Genomic DNA, 20,518 nt, shown 5'->3' on the forward strand with positions numbered 1-20,518 from the left:
CGTCGTCCTCTCTGGACTGGGCCTACTCAGGGCTTGGTGACGTCGAGGACTTTGACGGAGACCTTGCTGGCTTGATCCGGGGTCAGATCGTCTTCCAGCAGCTCTCTCAGTTCATCGGGAGTGGCCGGGTGATTGCCGTCTGGCCTTCGACTGATCTTGTCGCCGCCCGTCCACAGGACGAGGTAGATACCGTGCCCGGAGGTTGCTGGGTCAGTGGTGTATTGCTCTATCAGCTGCTCTTGGAGAGCGCTCCAGAGGTCGCGGGGGGAGTCCTTCTTGATCTCGACAGGCACGTTGAATCCGCCGTAGCTCACTCGGATATCGGCGCGCTTGTCCGATACGTAGTGGCCTTCGCGGGCCACGTCGACTTCAGGAGGAAGGCGGGCTTGCAACATGGCAAGGAGCGCGTCTCGGCAGGCATCTTCGTGCTTCGCCGTGAGCTCCGGTTCCTCGTTCCAGAATTGGCGCCAGAGGTTGCTGTTGTTGCCCCGGATGTCATCGGCGATGCCGTCGAGGTGGTCATTCAGTAGTGCGGCCAAGTCGGATGCATTGGCGGGCAGGCCGTTTTCGAGCGTGCACTGGACTTGTTTGATGCTGGGGTGGCTGTAGGTGGTGTCGCGAAGGGCAACGTTTTGGTGTTCCCAAGCCCTCGTGAGCTGGCCTCTCCATGTCACGAGCTCGGGATCATCTACCAGGGCGGATAGCGCTTGTTTGGCCAGGATGCTGTCTTGTGACCCAAGCAGCCCTATCCAACCGCCGATCCGGTCAGAGGTGCCAATCTCGAATGTCACAAGTCCATCTTCTCTCAGGGGGGCATATAGGCGTCCCAGGATCTTGATGAAGGCCTTGAGGGTGGCCGGGTCCGGCGATGGACCCAAAAATGAGGTGTCAAAGTAGCTTTCCCCAGTGCAATCGCGGAAGAACTCAGCCAGGTACTTTGTGCGCCTCTCGCTGTCGCCGATGAACTTGAGTAGCGGTTCGAGGAGCCGATTGGGAGCGGTGATCGCGCCGACTGCCAGCCACCTGGTTCGCTGGGCGACAGTCATGCTCGCCGAAGCCAGCTTCTGGGTGGCCAGGGTCTCAAGCGTCGCCGTTTCTTGGCATCGCAAGATCTGGCCCAATAGGCGGTCCAGCACTTCATGTTGACCGCTAGGGGCCCGCACCGGAAATGCTTCGAGCAGTCTCAGTCGTACGTCAAGGACCGAGTCGAGGTGCAGGTCATTTCGGGACATGTTGTCAAGGTCATTGAGGCCAGGGATGTAGGTCTCGCCTGCACGCAGCGCAGCAGCCGCGCACTGGAAAAGGACGTCGAAAACCAAATCGGGGTCTTGCCGGAGCCATCGGTCATGAATTTGGGAAGCAGCACTGTGCCCTAGCGGGCTTGGAATGCAGTAGCGAATGGCGAGGGCCTTGCGCTTGCGGGATTCGTCGCACTCGTCGACGAGACCGGGGTGTTGAGCGCCAAGCAGTTCAAGGCTGGCCAGCACTGGAAAGGCCAAAAATGAGTGCTTCGACTCAAAAGACCATGTGATCGTCTCGTGGGGCTCGGGAAGGTCGTCACGCCAGATGGCGTCTCGCAGTGCTGCCATTACAGCGTCGACGAGGTCGGGGTCTCCTCCTACGAACTCGCTGATGCGGCGACGGGGGAGTGCGTCTTGACTCACCTCAATGAATAGGGCGAAGTAGGCCTTGGCCAATACATTCAGAATGTGAGCCGGTAGCCGGTTATCTCGCAGTTCGTCTTCATGCGAACGCAGTAAGTCTGCCCAATCTGATTGTCGTTGACGCTTCTCCTGCTCGTACTCGGCTTTCCGATCCTGCATCTCCCGCTCAAATATGCTCAGCTCGTCGCTTGACGGTGGCGGGTTGCACAGTTCATCCAGTCGGTTGGCTAGCGCGTCGTGCCCGGTTACCCGCTCCTTCATGACATCAAGAGTCAGACCATGAGAGCTACTCTGCTGATGCAACGACAGATACGCCTGGTGCAAAAGTGCCAGCGAAATCGGCGGCTCAGAGCGTCCAAGCCGTACTGCCTCATCTAAGCACCACAGCCCAAAATCAGCGGGAGGGGCGCTCTCGCTTAGTGCGGTGCAATTCCAATACGACCTGAGGCTTTGCTCACCCTGCGAGTGTTGATGCCTGAGCCAGGTCAAATAGACGTCCTTTTGGGTGTCTGGTCGGGCTTGAAGCCACGCCTGGATGTTCTGCAGCGGTTCTGTAGACCGAAGGTGGTGCCTTAGCGAACGCGAATTGGTGGATAGCCAGCTGTATAGGCGGGCCGGCTCGATGTCGTCGCCCTGCTTCTCTAGGCCTCTAGAGAGAACTTGGATCGGTAAGGCGCCTACTACAGAGACGGTCTGACCGACTAGTGGGGGAGGGCCGGTCTCGTGCAGCGCGTCGAGCAATTCGCCCACCTGTTGATCTGAGCTCTCCTCAAGGAGGGTTTCTCTATGGAATTTCCAGAAGCGGCCACCGATGAAGTCCTTTTCGTTCGGAGAAGCCAGGAATTGCCAAATGCGGCTAGGTGCGAGATGTGCAGGATAGAGGTGTGAAAGCAGGGCTCCTCGGAGCTCGTCCAGAGGGTCAAGGTGAATACCGTCATGAGTCTCTTCCAGGAGACGCAGGAGTATCTGTGTCTGGGCTTTGACGGGAGAACTGAGGTGGAGGTAGGCGCCTAGGGCTGCGACCTTTAGGTCTGCTGGTCGTGAGGGGTCGACTAGGACGCCTTCTATGTCGGCGGTCAATTCACCTAGCGACTCCGATTCTGATTCGTCGGCCTCGCCAAGCACTTCAAGGACGAATCCAACGATCCGGTGATCGCTGGCGTCTGTGACCGGTTGGGCCAGCAGGTCCTTGATGACGGGAACCATGTCAGTCGAAGCGAGGGATCGGAATGCCTGAGCGGTGGATCCCTTGTACGAGCTGCCGCGATCGTCGGCCCTGTCGTGGCCGAAGAGTTGGCCCTGTTTGGCGAACTCGACCAGCGATTCCAGCAGATGCACCTTTTCGTCGGGGAGAAGGCCCTCGATGTCGCCATAGAGGCCCACGCCGACCGGGTCGGCCTTCGTCAGCAGCGGGCGCGCCTCACGGCTGTGAACCGCCAGCCAGGCCGACAGCCCGCGGAGCACAGTGACGACTCGCTTATCGCTGGGGCTGGTCATCAGCGACATCGCTCTGCTCGCCGGAAGGCCATCTCTGGTCAGCTTGGCCAGGTAGCGACCCCCCAAGAACTCTGCGACGTGTCTATGAACCGGTCTGACTCTCCGTTCGTCTGCACCGCTGAACAACCTTGTGCCAAGGGCTCGCTTCAGGCTGCTGCGGGACAGTTGGTCTGGCGGTTCCTGTAGGTCGTCGACGGAGGGGAACATGGCGTCGTCGAGAAGGGGGGTTAAGGAGTACCCCTCGGTGCCGGCAAGCAACTGCAATGCACACAGGTAGCCAGCAGCATCCATAGCGACATCCGACGGCATGTGATCAGCTCTCTCCAGGTGATCCTCGTTTTGCCCAGCCGCCATCTTGTGGCAGGCCAACTCGAAGGTCTCCTGTCTGCTATTGGGCCACACACCACCCTGACCCACCGCTTGGGCGAGCAATGTCAGCGTCTGCGGGTTGCGCAACACCGCACCCAGACCCCGCTCTCTGGCCTTGTTGATGAACTCTCGGGCGTCTCGGGAGCCGTCAAGTGAGTTCAACAGGGCGATGATCGCGTCGTCATCGAGGGGGTCGAGCCGCAGCACCATGATCTGCGAATCAGGTGAAACGGTGGCTAGGTTCTGGCGGTCGTTGGTGCCCAGCCAGTCGGCCTCTCGACAGGAAAGACGGAAGTTGGGCCTTCCTAGCATTTCGAGCTTGGTGATGATTTGGTCCATCGGGGTCAGGGAGTCGGTTGTTCCAGCCCGCATCTCGTCTAAGCCGTCGATGAACAGGACCATGTTTCGCCAGTCGGGATGGGAGCCCACATCGGATCGGGCGAATTGGCGAGCACTCAAGTAAACGGCAGCACTGCCGAGCGCCACCGATTCCTGGTGAAGCTCAGTGGTTTTTCCCGACCCGGCATCGCCCAGAAGGACCAACGCCTGAGACTGCTTGAAAGCACTGAGCGGCTTGGGCTCGCTGAGAATGATGCTTGGGTCCCGGTCTGTGGCCAACTCGGTGCAGGTGCGGGCAACCGGGCTGCTCATGTCGCCTCGAACCAGTGGTCGGCGGGTTCGGACAGGAATTCGTGGAGGGGAACGCCGGTGTCGCCGACAACGACGGTTGCCCGGGGCTGGAACCGTCGCTCGAACTCCATGAGACCCTGGTGGCTAGTCGGAGTCTGGCCGCTCTTGACCTCGATTCCCACCGTGTGCGGGCCCTTTTGGAGGACGAAGTCGACTTCGTGGTTGCCGTCTCTCCAGTACTTGACCATGGTGTTCGGTGAGGCCGTATTGACCAGGTGCGCCCCAACTGCGCTCTCTACCAGGCGGCCCCAAAACGTGCGGTCGGTTCGGGCCTGTTCGAGGGAGTAGCCGGAGGCGGCCGACATCAGCGCGGTGTTGAGCACATTCAGCTTCGGTATCGATGCCCTCGCTGATATCGGACGCTCGGTGTGCTTGGAAAGACCGGTGAGCAAACCCGCCTGGGAGAGCAAGTCCAGATACCTCGTCAAGGTGGTGGTGTTGCCGGCATCTTGCAAGTGCCCGAGCATCTTGTTGAACGACAAGATCTGGCCGGAATACTGCGCTCCGACCTCGAAGAGCCGCTTGAGCAAGGCAGGCTTATCGACCCTGGTCATCGAAAGCACATCACGCTCGATGTTCGGGTCGACTAGGGCGCCGCGGATGTAGGCGCTCCACCGCTCCTGATCTGGGGATAGGGGAGCAGCCCCCGGATAACCGCCGAAGTAGACGTACTCGTCGAGGCTGAATCCAAAGGCTTCGGCCATCTCAAGGTATGACCAGTGAGTGACGTGGATTGGCTCGAACCGGCCAGCCAGGCTCTCATTCAATCCGGACTGCATCAGCAGCGGGGCCGAACCGAGAACGACTACATGCAGGGGGCAGCCGCTGGCCCGGTCGTCATCCCAGAGCCCCTTGACCACTTCCGACCACTGTTCAATCTTCTGGATCTCGTCGAGGACCAAGACGAATCCCTGCGGCGAGGTCCAGGCTTGGTGCTGACTGCGTTCCCAGACCTCTACCAGCCATCGAGCATCTCGCCGAACAGGGGCGAATTCTGCGAAGTCGACCTCGGGGGAGTTTGGCGATGGCTCTACACCGGGCCCAGCGGCGTCTATAGCCTCGTAGCGGTGCTCCAATTCAGTGTGAGAGAGCTTGGCGCGTTGCCGTGGTCTTTCCGGTCTGACGGGGGCCGAAGATCGCGATGAGCCGCTGTGGAGACTCCGACAAACGGCTGACAATCGTGTCGACCTGCGAACGCCTAAATTCGACCATATCCGCAGTATACCAAGTCAATTACGCTATTGAGTAAAATTACTCAATAGTGTAATCACAGTGGATCTGGGGGGAATCGAAGAATACACAAACCCGCAGGTCCAAGGGGCAAGGTGGGTGGGACTGTTGGTCTGCCCCACATTCCGCCCCACATGGATGTGCCAGCTAAGCCGTCTTGGTTCGCGGCGAGTCGCTGTTTCCGTCAATTGAGTAGGATTTCGGATTCGTGGATGACTTTCTCTTGGACCGAGACCCCACTACGTGGTCAGCGCCAGCAGGGTTTCCGTCGTCGCTGATTCCGGCGGGGGTGTTCGTCCAGGATGCTCCGAACGGGTTGGAAGTGGCGTTGGTTCGGGCGGCAGCCAAGCCGCGGGCTGCTGATCTGCGCGAGGGGTGGTCGAGGCGTCGGGCGGGGCGGGCCAGCCCGGTGCTGCTGGTGGCGTCCTATCCCACTGCCGAGGGCCAGCGAGTATCGTTGTGCGGGCCGGTGGGGGAGCCGCCAGTGGTTCACCACGACATTGAGGTGTCGCAAGCCGAGCGTCTGGCGGAGGTTGCGCTGAGCGAGCCCAGCCACCATGCCGCTTCCCGTTTCCTTTTGGCGGCCATGCCCGAGTTGGAGTCCCCGTTCCCGGGGCTGCGCAATGTGGGGCTGTTGGCAACCCAGGAGCTCAAGGACGGTGTGCCCGAGCGAAGGGATTGGCCCGAGGCAACCCAGAGGGCTCTGCCGCTGTTGGGCCGTCGGGGCCGCCGCTTGGTGGAGGGGCTGGGTTTTCACATCCAGACGCTGGCCACCAACGCCTCCATGCTCACCATCGGGGGCCTTAACCACGCCGTGGCCGTATTCTGTGATGAGGACGAGCCCTTCGAGGCGCCGTCGAGCCGGTTCGATAACACCTCTCCGGTGTCGCGGGCGCTGGCTCTGGCCGACCAGCATCGGGTGGACTGGGTGATCCTCACCCGGTCTTCGGAGATCCGCCTTTACGCGGCCCGAGCCGACACCGGCGTGGGCCGAAAGGGCCGGACCGAGACCTTCGTTGAGTTGAACCTGTCGCTGGTTCCCACTGAGTTGGCCGGCTACCTCCACCTTCTGTTCTCGGCTGAGGCTCTGGCCGACCACGGGACGCTTGATCAGATCCTCGTCCGGTCGGCGGATTTCGTGGCCGAATTGGCCGTGCGGCTGCGGGAACGGGTGTATCACCAGACGGTGCCAGCTTTGGCCCGGGCGGTGGCCACCCGGCTGTCCCATGATCGCCACGGCGAAGACCTGGGGGAGGGCGAACTGGCCGACGCCTATGAGCAGGTCATGGTGATCTTGTTCCGGCTGCTGTTTGTGGCCTATGCCGAGGACAAAGACCTGCTGCCCTATCGCACCAACGGCCGCTATGCCGACCATTCCCTGTCGCGCATCGCCCGACAGCTCGCCGAAGACCGGCGCCGGGGCCGCGCCGACTACGACGAGCGGGCCACCGACCTGTGGGACGACGTGTACCAGCTTTGGGATGCGGTGAACCACGGCAACCGCGACTGGGGCGTGCCCGCCTACAACGGCGGGCTGTTCTCTGCCGATCCCGCGGTGAGTCCGTCGGGGGCGGCCATCGCCGACATCAAGCTCACCAACGCCGAATTCGGCCCCGCCCTGGCCGCGGTGCTGGTGGACGAGGGCCCCGAGGGGCTGGGGCCGGTGGACTTCCGGTCGCTGTCGGTGAGGGAGTTCGGCACCATCTACGAGGGCCTGTTGGAGTCGAAACTGTCGGTGGCCCAAGACGACTTGGCGGTCAAGGCCATCAAGGGCAAAGAGCAGTACGTTCCCGCCACCGACTGCGACGAGGTGGAGGTGGTGGCCGGTGCGGTGTATTTCCACAACCGCTCCGGGGTGCGCAAGGCCACCGGCTCCTATTTCACCAAGCCCTTCGCCGTCGAGCATCTCTTGGACAACGCCCTGGAGCCGGCCCTCGACGACCACATCGCCCGGCTCGACGACCTTCGGGAGCAAGGTAACGACACCGCGCTGGCCGAGGCGTTCTTCGACTTCCGCTGCGCCGACATCGCCATGGGCTCAGCCCACTTCCTGGTGGCCGCCGTGGACCGCATCGAGCCGCGCCTGTCGGCCTGGCTCACCCTCCACCCCGTTCCCGCAGTCACCAAGGAGCTGAACCGACTGCGCGCCGCGGCCATAGAGGCCCTCGGTGATCTGGCCAACGGCATCGAGATCGAATTCGGCGCCCTGCTGCGCCGCCAAGTGGCCCGCCACTGCGTGTACGGGGTGGACAAGAACCGAGTGGCCGTCGAGCTGGCCCGCCTCGCCATCTGGGTCCACACCTTCGTTCCCGGCCTGCCCCTGTCGTTCCTCGACCACAACCTGGTCCAAGGCGACAGCCTGACTGGGGTGGCGTCGGTCGACGATGCGGCTGCCGCGGTAGCGCCGAAGGGCAGCCAGGCCGGGGCGTCGCTGTTCGTCCACCAGCTGGAGAGCTTGCTGGAGGGCTGTCAGGAGCCGTTGGCCCGGCTCGGGCGCCTCAACGACGCCGACAAGGCCGAGATCGAAGCGGCTCGCGCCGCCCATGCCCAAACCCTCGAAGCAGTCGCACCGGCCGTGGCGGTGTTCGATGTCGCCACCGCAGTGCGAGCCGGGGCCATAGAAGTTCACCGCGACTTCGACTTCAGCCCCGAGAAGATCGCCGCCTTGGCCGACGACCCCGCGGTGCGAGGCGCGGTGGAGCGCCTTGATCCCGTCCACTACCCCACGGTGTGGCCAGAGGTGTTTGCCCGGAGGGAGAGGAGCGGCTTCGACTGCCTGCTGGGCAATCCGCCCTGGGAGAAGGTGGTGGTGGACCGAGAGGTCTGGTGGGGGATGCACCTACCCGGAGTCCGGTCGCAACCGGTCGCCAAGCGGAGAGCCCGCATAGACGCCCTGGAGGCTAAGCGACCAGACTTGGCTGCAGAGTTCGACGTGGAAAAGGAGCGAGCCGAGGCCCTCAAACTGGTGCTGCGAGCCACGTTTCCAAGACTCGGACTCGGCCAAACCGACCTCTACAAGGCATTCTCTTGGGCTAACTACACCCTCTGCCGAGACGGGGGGAAGATCGGAATGGTATTGCCTCGCTCCGCGGTGTCGGACGCTGGCATGGCCAACTGGCGGACTGAGATCGTGGGAACTCGCAGTGGCGCTGAAATGCCGCGGGGGGGGGGGGGTCGGCCAGCCGACTGCGGATGTCGGTGGCCACGGTCATCAACCACAAGGGCTGGGTGTTCGAGGGAGTCCACAACTCCTACACGGTGGCGCTGGTGGTGGTCACCCGCTGCTCTCCGTCGTCACCTGCCTCAACACCAAGCAGTGGGCTTTCGACGGGGTCGACGGCCGCTACACCGTCGCCCTCATCGCCGCCTGCAAACTCAGTCCCCGGGCCGATCCCAGGGGGTGGCTTTGAGGGCGACCCCGACGAGCCCCATGTAGCCATCTATCCCGGCCCGGCCAACTCGCTTGCCCACTTCCACGAGCTAGTAGACGGCAAGCCCGAACCGATCCCGGTGTCTGAATTCACCCGGTGGTCGAACACCGCGGCCTTCCCACAAATCCCGAACCGCCCCGCCTTCCGAGTCTGGCGCAAGATCAAACAGCACCCCCGCTTCGACGGAACCGACTTGGCCGACTCCCCAGACGATCTCTCTCTCTCTCTCGGAGATCACGAAGTTGGAGGTTCCGACCAGTCCAGGGCGACTTCAACGCCACCACCGACCGACACCGATTCGTCAACGACGATGGCGCTTCCGCCCGGTCGCCGAACTCCACGCCACCCACGACCGGAGCGAGTTCGTGAACGACGATGGCGCTTCCGCCCGGTCCGAGAGCTCGATGCCACCGGAGATCGGAGCAAGTTCGTGAACGACGACGGCGTCTCCGCCCAGGAGCAGCGGCCATGAGCAAGGTTTGGCCTGTATATAAGGGCACATCGTTCGACTTGTGGTCTCCCGACACCGGTGTCTACTACGACAGCGCCGATGCCGAGAGCGTAGTTGCCCACCTGCAAGAGAAGCGGCTGTCGCAGCGACGTTCCCAGTCTTCGGCCTTTGCGGAATTGGAGGAAGAGGTTGTTGGCGACCCGGCGACGCTGCCATGTTGCCATCCCCGGATTGCCTTCAGGGACGTAACCAACCCGACCAATACGCGCGCCATTGTCACTGCCCTTGTCCCTGGTGAGAGGGTCATTGTGCATCAAGCGCCTTATCTGTTGCGTACCGCAGGCACGGCGGTTGACGAGGCTTATGTGCTTGGAGTGCTGTCCTCGATGCCGTGTGATTGGCAGGCTCGTCGAACGGTTGAGCTCCATATGACATTCGAGCAGATCGGTCAATTGTCCATTCCCGATCCCGGAATGGGGCATCCCGTTCGCGACCGCGTAGCTGAGATCGCTGCCCTGCTTGCCGCCCAAGATGACCGATTCACCGATTGGGCCGCCGAAGTAGGCGTGCCAGTCGGCACTGGGGGGGGGGGTCTTGGCTGCTAGCCGAATTGGACGCCTGTGTCGCCTACCTTTACGGCTTGGACGAAGACGACATTGCAGTCGTTTACGAGACATTCGGTCGACCGGGACAGTGGGATGAACGACGCGAGGCCGTCCTCGTCCATTTCCGGAGAATCGAGGAATTATGGAAGTGATGAACGAGTATCTGGATCTGGCTATGTGTGGCCGGTCTACAAGGGCACTTCGTTCAACATTTGGGTGCCTGACACCGGTGTCTACTACGACAGTGCAGATGCCGAGAGCATGATTGCCCATCTCCAAGAGAAGCGGCTGTCGCAGTGCCGTACCCAGTCTTCGGCCTTTGCAGAACTGGATGAAGAGGTTGTCGACAACGCGGCGACGCTTCCCTGCCGCCATCCCCGGATTACTTTCAGGGACGTAACAAGATCTACCGATTCACGCACGCTGATCGCCTCCCTCGTTCCTGGTGAGAGGGTGATTGTGCATCAGGCCCCCTATCTGTTGCGTACATCTGGCGGAGCAGTGGATGAGGCGTACCTGCTCGGAGTCTTGAGTTCTATGCCCTGTGACTGGCAATCCCGTCGAACCGTTGAGCTTCACATGACATTCGAGCAATTTGGCCTGCTGTCTGTTCCCGACCCCGGTGAGGGGGATCCGGTTCGGGATCGGGTGGTAGAGATTGCGGGGCGGCTGGCGGCGGTGGATGAGCGGTTTAGGGATTGGGCGGCTGAGGTGGGGGTATCGGTGGGGTCGGCCAACGACGATGCGGTCAAGCAAAACCTCATCTGCGAGCTCGACGCCTGCGTCGCCCACCTTTACGGCCTCGACGAGGACGACCTGGCCGTGGTCTATGACACCTTCAGCGAAACCGTTGACTATTCCGAACGACACGCGGCTGTCCTCGCCCATTTCAGGAAGCTGCATGACCGTGTCTGAGAAGCCGGAGCTGGCGGTCAATCGGGGTGAGCAGTCGGTGGCTGCGGCGTTGAACGGGTTCATCTCCCATGCTGCTACTGGGTTCGTGGGCGGGGCTTGTTTGGACATTGCCACTGCCTACTTCAACGTGGGTGGCTACTCGCTGTTGGCGGATTCGCTGGATCGCGCCGCCGGTGTGCGGTTGTTGTTGGGGGCGGAGCCGACCCCGCCGGAGAGCCGCCGGCGGGCGTTGCGCTCGGAGTCGGCCAATCCCCAGCGGGCGGCCCGCGCCCGGCTGCGCCAGGCTCTGGAAGGCCACGAGCAGAACCTGCTTGTCGAGCGCGACCATCTGGGTTTCACCTTCGAGGTCGATGCTGCTACCCGGCGCTTGGTGGAGTGGCTGCGCTCTGACACGGTTCAGGTCCGCCGCCTAGAGGGCCGATTCTTGCACGGCAAGGCCTTTCTGGTGGGCGATCGGTCGCATGGGGTGGTGGCCGGGTCGTCCAACTTCACGTATGCGGGGCTGGCCACCAACTTGGAGCTGAACCTGGGCAACTACTCGCCCCATGTGGTGGGCCAAGTGCGGGACTGGTTCGAGGAGCTGTGGGACGAGGCCACCGACTACGACTTGGCCGCTCTATTCGAGGCCCGCTTCGAGCCCCATTTGCCCCAGCTTGTGTACCTGCGGATGCTGTGGGAGTTCTACGGCGAGGAACTGGAGGTCGAGGCTGCCGCCGAGGGCGCTCCGCAGATCCACCTCACGTCGTTCCAGTCCGACGGCCTGTGGCGCGCTCGGCGCATTCTGGAGGAGCGCGATGGGGTGCTGATTGCCGATGAGGTTGGTTTGGGCAAGACCTTCTTGGCCGGGGAGTTGATCCGAGAGGCGGCGCTGGACCGCCGCCAGCGGGTGCTGGTGATCACCCCGGCCACGCTGCGCGACGGGCCGTGGCGGGCGTTCATTTCTGAGCATTTGCTGGCGGTGGAGTTGGTGTCGTACGAGGAGTTGATGGGCGACCGGCGGCTGAACCACGAGCACACCGACGCGATCAAGTTGAAGGCTGAGATCAACGACTACGCCATGGTGGTGATCGACGAGGCCCACAACCTGCGCAACCCCGGCACTCAGCGGGCCCAGGCGCTGCGGCGTCTGCTGGCCGGTTCGCCGCCCAAGAAGCTGGTGATGCTCAGCGCTACGCCGGTGAACAACAGCCTGTGGGATCTGTATCACCTGTTGGGCTATTTCCTGCGCAACGATGCCGCCTTTGCCGATGCGGGTATCCGCTCGCTGCGGGATCACTTCGCCAACGCCATGGCCCTCAATCCGGATGATCTCACCCCCGAGCACCTGTTCGACGTGTTGGACGCGGTGGCGGTGCGGCGCACCCGGGCCTTCGTCAAACGCTTCTACCCCAACGACACCATCAAGGTGGGCGGCCAGGACCAGCCCATCGTGTTCCCTACGCCGCGGGTACACAGGGTGGACTACAACCTCGACGAGGTGATGCCCGGTTTCTTCGACCGGTTCGCCCGGGCTCTCGACCCCGACGCCAGCACCGAGGATGCCGGTGTGCTGAGCCTGGCCCGCTATTCCCCGTCGCAGTATCGCCTTGATCGCGAGGTTGACGCGTATGAGATCCAGCTCGCCGGCCTGATGCGCTCGGGCCTGCTGAAGCGTTTCGAGTCGTCGCCGTATGCCTTCGCCGAGACCTGCAAGCGGATGGCCAACAGCCACGATGCCTTCTTGTCGCTGCTCGGCAACGGCCGAGTAGCCACCGGAGAAGCTCTGGCCGACTGGATTGCTACCGACTCCGATGAGATGGACGACGAACAGGTCGACACCTTTCTGGACGGCATCGTGGGGGTGTCAGACGACGCCGCCCAATACAACGTCGGGCTTCTGCGGGAGTATGTGGAGCGAGACCGGGGCCTGCTGAGGTCGTTCGCCGCCGAGGCCCGCACTGTGACCCGCCGAGACGATCCCAACCTGGCCGCTTTGGTGGAGGAGCTGGCCGCCATCGCCGCCGAGGCCGCCGCTGGGGGGATCGGCGACGACGATGTGCGCAACCGGCGCAAGGTGCTGGTCTTCAGCTACTACGCCGACACCGTCGACTGGGTACACGAACACCTGGTGGAGCAAGCCGAATCCGACGAGCGGCTGGCGCCCTACCGCGGTCGCATCGCCTCGCTGGCCGGCGCCACCGGTTCCGACAGCAAAGAGCGGGTGCTGTGGGGGTTCGCCCCCCTCACCACCGACGCCCCCGCCGATGCCGCCGACGACCGCTTCGACATCGTGGTCACAACCGACGTTTTGGCCGAGGGGGTGAACCTCCAACAGGCCCGCCACATCATCAACTACGACCTGCCCTGGAATCCGATGCGACTCGTGCAGCGCCACGGGCGCATCGACCGCATCGGCTCGCACCACACCGAGGTGTTCCTGCGCTGCGTGTTCCCCGACGACCGCCTCGACGACCTGTTGGGCCTCGAAGAGCGCCTGCACGTCAAGATCGCCCAAGCCGCTGCCAGCATCGGGGTGGGCGAGGTGCTGCCCGACCAGGCGGCGCAGGTCGAGATCAACTACGCCGAGACCCGAGAAGAGATCGAGCGTCTCCGCCGCGAGAACCCCGAAATCTTCCAGCGGGGCGGAACCGCCCGAGGAGTGCTGTCGGGAGAGCAGTTCCGACAGGAGCTGCGCCAAGCCCTGGAAGACGCCGACCTCGCCCGCCAGATCAAGTCTCTGCCCTGGGGTGCTGGCTCAGGCATGGCCGTAGCCACCCCCGACGGCAAGCCGGGCTATGTGTTCTGTGCCCGAATAGGCGACCACCCCAAACCGGTATTCCGTTTCGTAGAGACCGGCGGCGCGGGTGATGCACCTATTGTCGACGAAACGCTGGCCTGCCTCGACAAGGCCCGCCCCCCTGTGGCCTTCAACACCCCTCGCCAACTCGACGACGCCGCCATCGGTGGTGCCTTCGCCGCCTGGGAGACCGCTCGAACCCACATTGTGGACCGGTGGAACCATATGGTCGACCCGGCCAACCTCCAACCCAAGGTCGCCCCCCGCCTCCACCGCGCCGCCGAGATTCTCCGGCAATACCCGCCCCCCGATCTTTCTCAAGACGACATCGACCGCGCCATCGACACCATCAATGCCCCCTATCCCGAACGCACCATCCGCACCTTCCAAGCCGCCATCAGGGAGACCGACAACCTCGCCGAGCAAGCCGAGAGGATCCTAGAAGTCATCCGCACCCTCGGGCTAGAGCCCTACGTACCTCCCGGTCCACTCCCCGAAATCCGCCCCGAAGACGTCCACCTCGTCACCTGGCTCGCCCTCAGCTAGTCAGAGGCCGAGGTCGAGGTCTGCATCCTGATCGAGGTTGTCCGGTCCCAGGTCGGGGGTGAAGTCGATGTCTTCTGTCTTGTAGCCCAGTTCGTAGCCCTGGGCCTCGACGGCCCATCCGCCGATCACCACGAAGTTCACGCCGCGGTCGGCGAGCGTGGCCGCGATGCGCTCTAGGCGGTCGGCGGTGTCCATGGCCACTGCTGGGGTCAGTCCAAGACCACTGCGGTTGCGAAGGCGCTCTCGCCGTTTCGCATCCGCCTGGCGTAGCGCCCAGGGTCGCCTAGCGCTCGCAGGTGGAGCCCGTCGTCGTGATCGTCGTAGGGCTCAAGGCGGGACCGCAAACCGAATCCCATCGTCGACAGCACCCTCTCAAGCTCTTTGACTGGCGGTCGGAGAGCGCCGATTTCGATGGCGGCGACCTCGGCCTGGTCCAGCCCGGCCACAGCGGCAAGGCCAGCTTGTCCCATCCTGCGACGCTGTCGCGCTGAGCGCACCAAAATGGCCGCCCAGCCGCCGCCGTCGCGGCGAGTCGGCCCCGCCCCGAACAACCGAGGCGGTGCCGGATCGGTCCCGTCCCAGTCCGGCTGCGCCCCCACAGGCGGGCCGGGAGGACGAAGCCCGTGCGAACGCCGGAACTCGACAAGCTCCGAGAATGCTCCCCTCACCCGCGCCACCTCAGACTCGCACACCACCGAATGAGCTGCGCCTGGCTCCCCGTTGGTGCCCGCCCGCACCTCCAGACCCACCGAGTTGACCAGCCGCTCCACCGTGTCCAGCGCCGGATCGAACCGGCCCGCCTCGATTGCCCGCACCAATTCCGCGTCGCAGCCGGCAGCCTCCGCCAACTCCACAGGCCGCAGCCCCAAAGCGGCCCGAGCGACCAGAACCAATCCAGCAGCTATCCCAACGGGCGCATCGCCACAGCGCCCATTCCCAAGCGCTCCCCGAGCCGACACAGCGTCGCTAGCCGCCACAGCCATACTCTACCCGCAGCCTCAGATTGCGGCCTCCTGCATGCCTCGATCCGCTGCCGTCACCAATTGCCGAAATCATGCTGGCCATCATGCCAAACGCCAATGGTCGCAACCGGTCGAAACCCCCCTGAGGCACCGGTCGAAACCCCAAAACCGCTTACGACCGCCAAATGCCGGTCAGGGCGGAGCCGAGATGATCAGAGCCCCGAGAGCGTCTAGAACCACATCAAATACCACCACAACCCGAATCACACCGACCACAAGCGACCGAAGGCAACAGCCAGCCAGAACCGCACCCAAGCAAGAGACGAGTCCGAACCAGGCTGGGCATCCCACCGTCAGCCAGTGAATGCCCAGCCAGCAGTTACCAGCGAGCAAAAGTCGGGTGTACACGCTTGCACTAGAAGTGCCGCTCCCGACCATTATTTTCGTTTGGTTATCGAACAGTCTTGTGTTCGTATATCGAACGACTATCGTGTGCGCCGTGAAGAACGATGCGCCGCTGGCCGACCTGACCGACAAGGAGCTCAGAGCGCTCCTGAACGACGACAGCCTCCCACTGGCACAGCAGATAGAGGTTCTCGACGAGCGCCGCCGCAGGGCCGCTGTTCGGCGCAAGGCTGAGGAAATGGCCGAGCTGGTGGCAACGGTCCCGGCCATGGCCGCTTTGGACGACAGCGCCGAGTTGGTGCGCAAAACCCAAACCCGGCTCGACCGGGCCAAATGGGCGCGGACCAAGGCCGTCCAAGCAGCTCTCGCCGCTGGCTACAGCGTTCGTACCGTCGCCGAGGTCGCCCATGTAGCGCCCTCTACTGCGCTCAGGCTCGGTGCTGCGGAACTAGGAGCCGAGCCGCCGCCCGCCTAGCCGGGTTCTCGGCTGAGGCGGCCGTGCCGCTAGCCAAGGCGGGCTTTTCGGCGGCAGCGACCTCGGCGTTGGTGGGCCGGCGGGTCGGTTAGGCAGGTGCCTCGTGGGTTACTGGTAATGGCGCTGGCCTCCGGGGGGTGTGAGGTGGTTTTGGATCTGGGTGTCCAGGCTCATGGCTTGTTCGCATTGGGTGTGGTGCCTGGTTGGCGGGTCGTGGGTGCAGTAGTGCTCCACGGGTTGTATGTCCAGCACGGCGGCGCTGGCGCCGGCTTTGTCGCAGGGGTGTATCTGGGGTTCGTGGGGTTGTTTTGCGCGGGTGTTGTAGCCGTCGGTGTGGAAGTCTGGCGGGGCTATGGGGTGGGCGATGATCCGGTCGCCGGTGGTCATGGGTCCGATGTCGCCGTTCCACAGCGCCCAGGATTCCTCGTCGAAGCGGGCCTGGGGGTAGGGCAACTGTAGCCATATGGCGAGCGGCTGGCCGTCGGGGCCAGTGTGCTTCCATAGACCTCCCCACAGCACCGACTGCGGCGCCGAGGCCGCGGTAGGATACAGATACACGCACTTGGGTGCCGGGATGTAGCTCGGCGACACTGATTCTATCGACAGAATCCCGACCAGTTTGGACAGCTCGATTTCCATGTCGGGATGGTATGGATGCATGTCGTAAAACGGAGGCGTTATTAGTTCTGCAACGGGGGGCGGCTCGCCGGGGCCCAGGCCCGGAGCGGGTGGCTCGACACCGGGGGCGGAGCCTTGTTGTTCCAGCAGATCGCGCTGGTTCCAAGGTCTCGCATCCTCCACGCAAATGCGCTCCAGTTCTTCACCTTCGTGCCATACCCACTCTGACGGTCTGTTTGTGCAAAGCCACTCCACGGATGTCCAAAGGCCCTCAGGAGTGGCGTACCCGTGGGCGGGGCAGAGGTCCCAGAAGAGATGCAGATCGTGGGGCTCCTTGTCCCCAATGTCTTCAAATAGCGGGTCTGAGGCCACGATGACTCGGTCGCCGTGGGAGACCGGGATGTCATATTCCCACAGCGGGTTCCACAGCGTGCGGGTGTTTTCATCGAAGCGAGCGTCGGGATAGATCAGCGACAACGCCAGGCGCCGCCCCTCCCATTCCGCCCCTGGGTCAACCAAAAGCCCCTCCGTGTCGACATACGAGACATTGGTGAGATACGCGCAAGACGGTTCAATGGACACGATCCCGTGCAAAAAGAAGCTCGACCCGCTCTCCCGTAGGGGGTAGTCCACCCACATACCCGCCAGTGGAGGCCTCGGCCAATCTGCGCCATTTCCCAGGTCGCCGTCTAGATCCACCGTCTTGGGCTCTTCGGCCGGTGGGTTTGCTGTGGCTTGTTCGTGCTTGACCGTCGCGGACACGATGGCTTCTGGCTCTTCCAAAGCCGTCTTGTGTCCCGACGAGCACCCGGCAGCGGCCAATGTAAAGCACACCGCCGTAACCCCACATCGCACAGCCCACCAACATGGTGCCGCACGGCGCGGCGCAGGGCGCCTTCTGTCGCGGCAGCTACTGTGTTGGTCGTGCCCTCTCATGTGATAATTCCCGTAGTTGTCAGGGGGCCGTGAGCGTGACCGGTTCGGTGAGCAAGCTTACGCCCAGGAAGGACTGAACCTCATCGATCGCTGAGAACGGTCACCGTCCTGCCTTCCAATGTGCAATTGTTCACATCGTCGCCTATAAGGCCCGACATTATTCCGTAGGCTGTTCCGCCTCTGTAGAACGGTCCTCCGCTGTCCCCTCGGCAGCCCTTTAGGTATGCGCCCTCAACTTTCACGAACACGGAATCGCATGCCACTAAGCCGCCGGTGGAGTCGCGGCATGGATTGCTCGCCGACATCCGTTGGTGGTTGATGTTGGTGACCCGGCCGCAGGATGTCTTGCTGTTCTTGCCGGTGTGGCAGACGAAGTCGTCTTGCATGTTGGCGCGACTCTCTGTCCTGAGGACGTCGTAGGAAGGCGTGGGGTAGCTGGCAGGGTCGCGGCACAGAAAGTCGTCGAGTACATAGTGGGACCCGCTGTCAGGCGCGGGAATGCGATGGAACTGGGCGTCGGCGGTGGCGCTCAGCCAGCCGTAAACGAATGGCAATTCCACATCGCTTATGCTGAACGGCACGGTTTCGGTTGGGAGATCGTTGCCGCAGTGGCCGGCGGTGATGATGCCGTAGTCGCTGCTGCTGGCTCGATGGGCTGTGAACCCCGAGGTGCAATTGACTATCCCAGATATCTCTTCACCGCCCTGGAAGCTCTCAGCCAGGGCGATGCCGCGGCCGTCGGCGATTGTGAAGGCCACCTGGATGTGGCCTTGGAGCATTCCTGCGATTATGGCTGCGCTCTGCTCGAAGGCCAGCTCGGATACCGTGCCTAGCGGGCCGATCTCCGAAGCCAGGCCGGGGTCTATGCCGACGCGGACGGTGTTGCCTGCCATGTCGGTCTCCAAGAACGTGACGACCTCGGCCACGCCCGCTCCTATCCCGGCGCCCTCGAGATCGCCCGGCGCGCCTGGTGTGGCCTGTCCCTCTTCGCCGGTGTTGCCTAGCGCGCCGCCGCTGGCAGGGTTTTGGGCTGTGAAGAGTTGGGCGGCGAGGGCGTTCTGCGCGGCTTGGAGATCGGTGTAGCTGTGTTGGGCACCGGTACGGATCTCCACGTCGTTGTGGGCGTCGGCTGCGGCTGCCGCCTCAGCGCTGGCGGGTTCGTCGCCGGTGAGCAGCACCCAGCCCACAAAGCTGCCGCGGTGGTCGATACCCCAGCCCGCTGTCCGCATCGTCTCAATGCTGCGGATCGTCGCCAGAGTTTCCTGGATAGCGTCGATTCGTCCGAGGCGGCGGTGGGCTTCAGTTTGCGTCACCGAGTATTCCAGCGCGTACGACGCCACAGCCACGTCCACCGGCTCCGCAGTTGGGCTTGGTCCTATCGGCATCGACTGCTTGTCATCAGCCGCATGCACAGTGCTTGCGGTTGTCGCCCCAAAAACGAACAGTCCGATTGCGTTGGGCTGTCTACTCCCTTGGTCGCTGCTGGGGGCCAGCTGCTGGTTGTGGCGGGTGTGCGGTCTACGCCGCAGGGTTTCGTCCCCGCACAGGTCAGCCGATGGCGCTGTTGTGGACGGGAATGTAGGGGCGGGTTGTTAAGATTGGGTTGTGAGTTGGGCGAGTCCAACAGAAGGTGGCTTCAGCCGCTACCTGGCGGTGCCGGTGGGCATCGGATTGCGTTTCGACGGCTATGTGGACGCGGGTTGCGGAAGTTGGATGGCGAGCAGCCGGGAGTGTTGGCGGTGACTGGCCAGCGGTTCAGCGGCGCGGCCGAGCCTGTGGGTGTCGCGGCAGGTCTGGCGTCGGCGCTAGTACGCACCGCGCGCGCCGCTTTGGGAATCACGGCGGCGGAGATGGCAGCTGCTGCGGGATGCGATGTTGAGCTGGTGGTCGACATCGAGTCGGGCCGGCTGGATCCGACGTTGGACACGGTGGGCAGGCTAGTGAGCTCGGTGGGTCTGGAGGTCCGGGCGGGCCCTGGCCGCGAGCCTGACGGCCGGTATGTCGGCGTGGATAGCGACGAGGCGCAGCGGTTGGGCGCGGCTTTCCACGAGGCCTGCGAGTTCGCCGCCCAATTCGGGGCCGGCCCGCCGGGGCCGGTGGAGGGTACCCAGCCAGAATGGGACGGCGCCGACCCAGCGCCGGCTCATCTGTTCGGGGCCGGTCTGACCCGCCGCGACGGCGGCGGGTGGGCGGCGCTTTTGGTGCGAGACGAGCGGTCCCGCCTGGACATGACCCGAGGGGAGCTGGCCGCCGCCGTCGGCCTTGATACCTCAGATGTGGCTTCGATCGAGTCCGGTGCCGTCAAGCTGGCTGTGGGCCAGTTGCAGGCCGTACTCGCTGCCATGGGAGCCAGCCTGGTGGCCCGCCTAGAGGTCTATGACGCCCACGATGACACCCTGCACCTCAAAGCGTTGTCCGCCCCGCAAGGCTACCGAAACAGGATCAGGGCCGCCCGAGAGGCGTTCTCCGACGCCGTTGTGCTGGGCTAACCGTGGCTGACAGCGCTGAGGGCCTGGCCCGCATCGCAGCGGCGTTCGTTCGCCGGGGGGTGAACTTCGTGGCCATAGGCGGGTGGGCTGTGCAGGCCCAGGGCTTCGATCTCGGCTACGAAACCGAGGACATCGACTTCACACCCGACCTGGGCCAAGACAACCTAGAGCGGATCGTGAAGGCCCTCGAAGACCTCGAGGCGCAGACCATGTATCGGGGCCTTGTGTTAGACATCCTGCCCGACGCTCAGGGCCTGGCTCGCACGACGGTTTGGACCATGACGTGTCCTCACGGCAATTTCGACTTGGTGTTCGACCCCGCCGGTCTTGACGGCTACCAGCAGCTGCTCCGCACAGCTCACCCCGTCAGCATCAACGCCGGCGGCCAGCGCATTGTGGATGCTGCAGATCCCGTGGAGCCGCATGAGGCGCTCCACGCGTTTGCGGTTCACACGCTGG

The 20,518-nt window shown here is 63.6% G+C and carries 13 protein-coding genes; 7 read left to right on the forward strand and 6 right to left on the reverse strand.

All coding sequences use genetic code 11. From position 1 onward, the window contains the following. Positions 1-26 precede the first annotated feature (26 nt). Entirely contained in the window at positions 27-4,181 is a 4,155-nt protein-coding gene (locus OXG30_12500; GenBank protein MCY4135711.1) for a hypothetical protein, read from the reverse strand. Beyond that, positions 4,178-5,182, reverse strand: coding sequence for a DUF4143 domain-containing protein (locus tag OXG30_12505; protein ID MCY4135712.1), 1,005 nt, complete (start codon positions 5,180-5,182; stop codon positions 4,178-4,180). The genes OXG30_12500 and OXG30_12505 overlap by 4 nt, the downstream gene beginning before the upstream one ends. A gap of 476 nt (positions 5,183-5,658) precedes the next feature. Between OXG30_12505 and OXG30_12510 the strand changes: the two genes are divergently transcribed. From OXG30_12510 to OXG30_12525, 4 genes are all read left to right on the forward strand, one after another. Next, positions 5,659-8,886 (forward strand): hypothetical protein, encoded by a 3,228-nt coding sequence (locus tag OXG30_12510; GenBank protein ID MCY4135713.1) that lies wholly within the window; start codon positions 5,659-5,661, stop codon positions 8,884-8,886. 463 nt (positions 8,887-9,349) lie between these two features. Beyond that, positions 9,350-9,937, forward strand: a complete 588-nt coding sequence (locus OXG30_12515; GenBank protein ID MCY4135714.1) for a hypothetical protein — start codon at positions 9,350-9,352, stop codon at positions 9,935-9,937. A gap of 216 nt (positions 9,938-10,153) precedes the next feature. Further along, complete coding sequence (locus tag OXG30_12520; GenBank protein MCY4135715.1) at positions 10,154-10,852, forward strand: hypothetical protein; 699 nt, start codon at positions 10,154-10,156, stop codon at positions 10,850-10,852. Further along, on the forward strand, positions 10,839-14,174 hold the full coding sequence (locus OXG30_12525; GenBank protein MCY4135716.1) for a helicase-related protein: 3,336 nt from the start codon (positions 10,839-10,841) through the stop codon (positions 14,172-14,174). Before OXG30_12520 ends, OXG30_12525 begins: the two co-directional genes overlap by 14 nt. On the opposite strand, the gene OXG30_12530 is transcribed toward OXG30_12525, so the two are convergent. Further along, positions 14,175-14,369, reverse strand: coding sequence for a nucleotidyltransferase (locus OXG30_12530; protein ID MCY4135717.1), 195 nt, complete (start codon positions 14,367-14,369; stop codon positions 14,175-14,177). It lies immediately after the preceding gene. Between the two features lie 14 nt (positions 14,370-14,383). Continuing rightward, a complete protein-coding gene (locus OXG30_12535; protein ID MCY4135718.1) occupies positions 14,384-15,157 on the reverse strand; it encodes a helix-turn-helix domain-containing protein in 774 nt (257 codons plus the stop codon). Positions 15,158-15,635: 478 nt separating this feature from the next. Here OXG30_12535 and OXG30_12540 point away from each other — a divergent pair, with 478 nt between their 5' ends. Then, on the forward strand, positions 15,636-16,016 hold the full coding sequence (locus OXG30_12540; GenBank protein MCY4135719.1) for a hypothetical protein: 381 nt from the start codon (positions 15,636-15,638) through the stop codon (positions 16,014-16,016). Between the two features lie 108 nt (positions 16,017-16,124). On the opposite strand, the gene OXG30_12545 is transcribed toward OXG30_12540, so the two are convergent. Then, complete coding sequence (locus tag OXG30_12545; protein ID MCY4135720.1) at positions 16,125-17,468, reverse strand: hypothetical protein; 1,344 nt, start codon at positions 17,466-17,468, stop codon at positions 16,125-16,127. A 182-nt stretch (positions 17,469-17,650) separates the two neighbouring features. Then, positions 17,651-18,955, reverse strand: coding sequence for a hypothetical protein (locus OXG30_12550; GenBank protein MCY4135721.1), 1,305 nt, complete (start codon positions 18,953-18,955; stop codon positions 17,651-17,653). A gap of 315 nt (positions 18,956-19,270) precedes the next feature. Between OXG30_12550 and OXG30_12555 the strand changes: the two genes are divergently transcribed. Then, positions 19,271-20,059, forward strand: coding sequence for a helix-turn-helix transcriptional regulator (locus OXG30_12555; GenBank protein MCY4135722.1), 789 nt, complete (start codon positions 19,271-19,273; stop codon positions 20,057-20,059). Between the two features lie 2 nt (positions 20,060-20,061). Then, positions 20,062-20,518 (forward strand): hypothetical protein (locus tag OXG30_12560; protein MCY4135723.1); only part of this gene is annotated, 457 nt, incomplete at its 3' end.

It is taken from the genome of bacterium (assembly GCA_026708015.1).
In the GTDB taxonomy this organism is placed as follows: Bacteria; Actinomycetota; Acidimicrobiia; order Acidimicrobiales; family Bin134; genus Poriferisocius.

Bases quoted from the DNA above. Each gene is read 5' to 3' on its own strand.
- OXG30_12500 (MCY4135711.1), bottom strand. From the start codon at position 4,181: ATGAGCAGCCCGGTTGCCCGCACCTGCACCGAGTTGGCCACAGACCGG.
- OXG30_12515 (MCY4135714.1), top strand. From the start codon at position 9,350: ATGAGCAAGGTTTGGCCTGTATATAAGGGCACATCGTTCGACTTGTGG.
- OXG30_12525 (MCY4135716.1), top strand. From the start codon at position 10,839: ATGACCGTGTCTGAGAAGCCGGAGCTGGCGGTCAATCGGGGTGAGCAG.
- OXG30_12530 (MCY4135717.1), bottom strand. From the start codon at position 14,369: ATGGACACCGCCGACCGCCTAGAGCGCATCGCGGCCACGCTCGCCGAC.
- OXG30_12535 (MCY4135718.1), bottom strand. From the start codon at position 15,157: ATGGCTGTGGCGGCTAGCGACGCTGTGTCGGCTCGGGGAGCGCTTGGG.
- OXG30_12550 (MCY4135721.1), bottom strand. From the start codon at position 18,955: ATGCCGATAGGACCAAGCCCAACTGCGGAGCCGGTGGACGTGGCTGTG.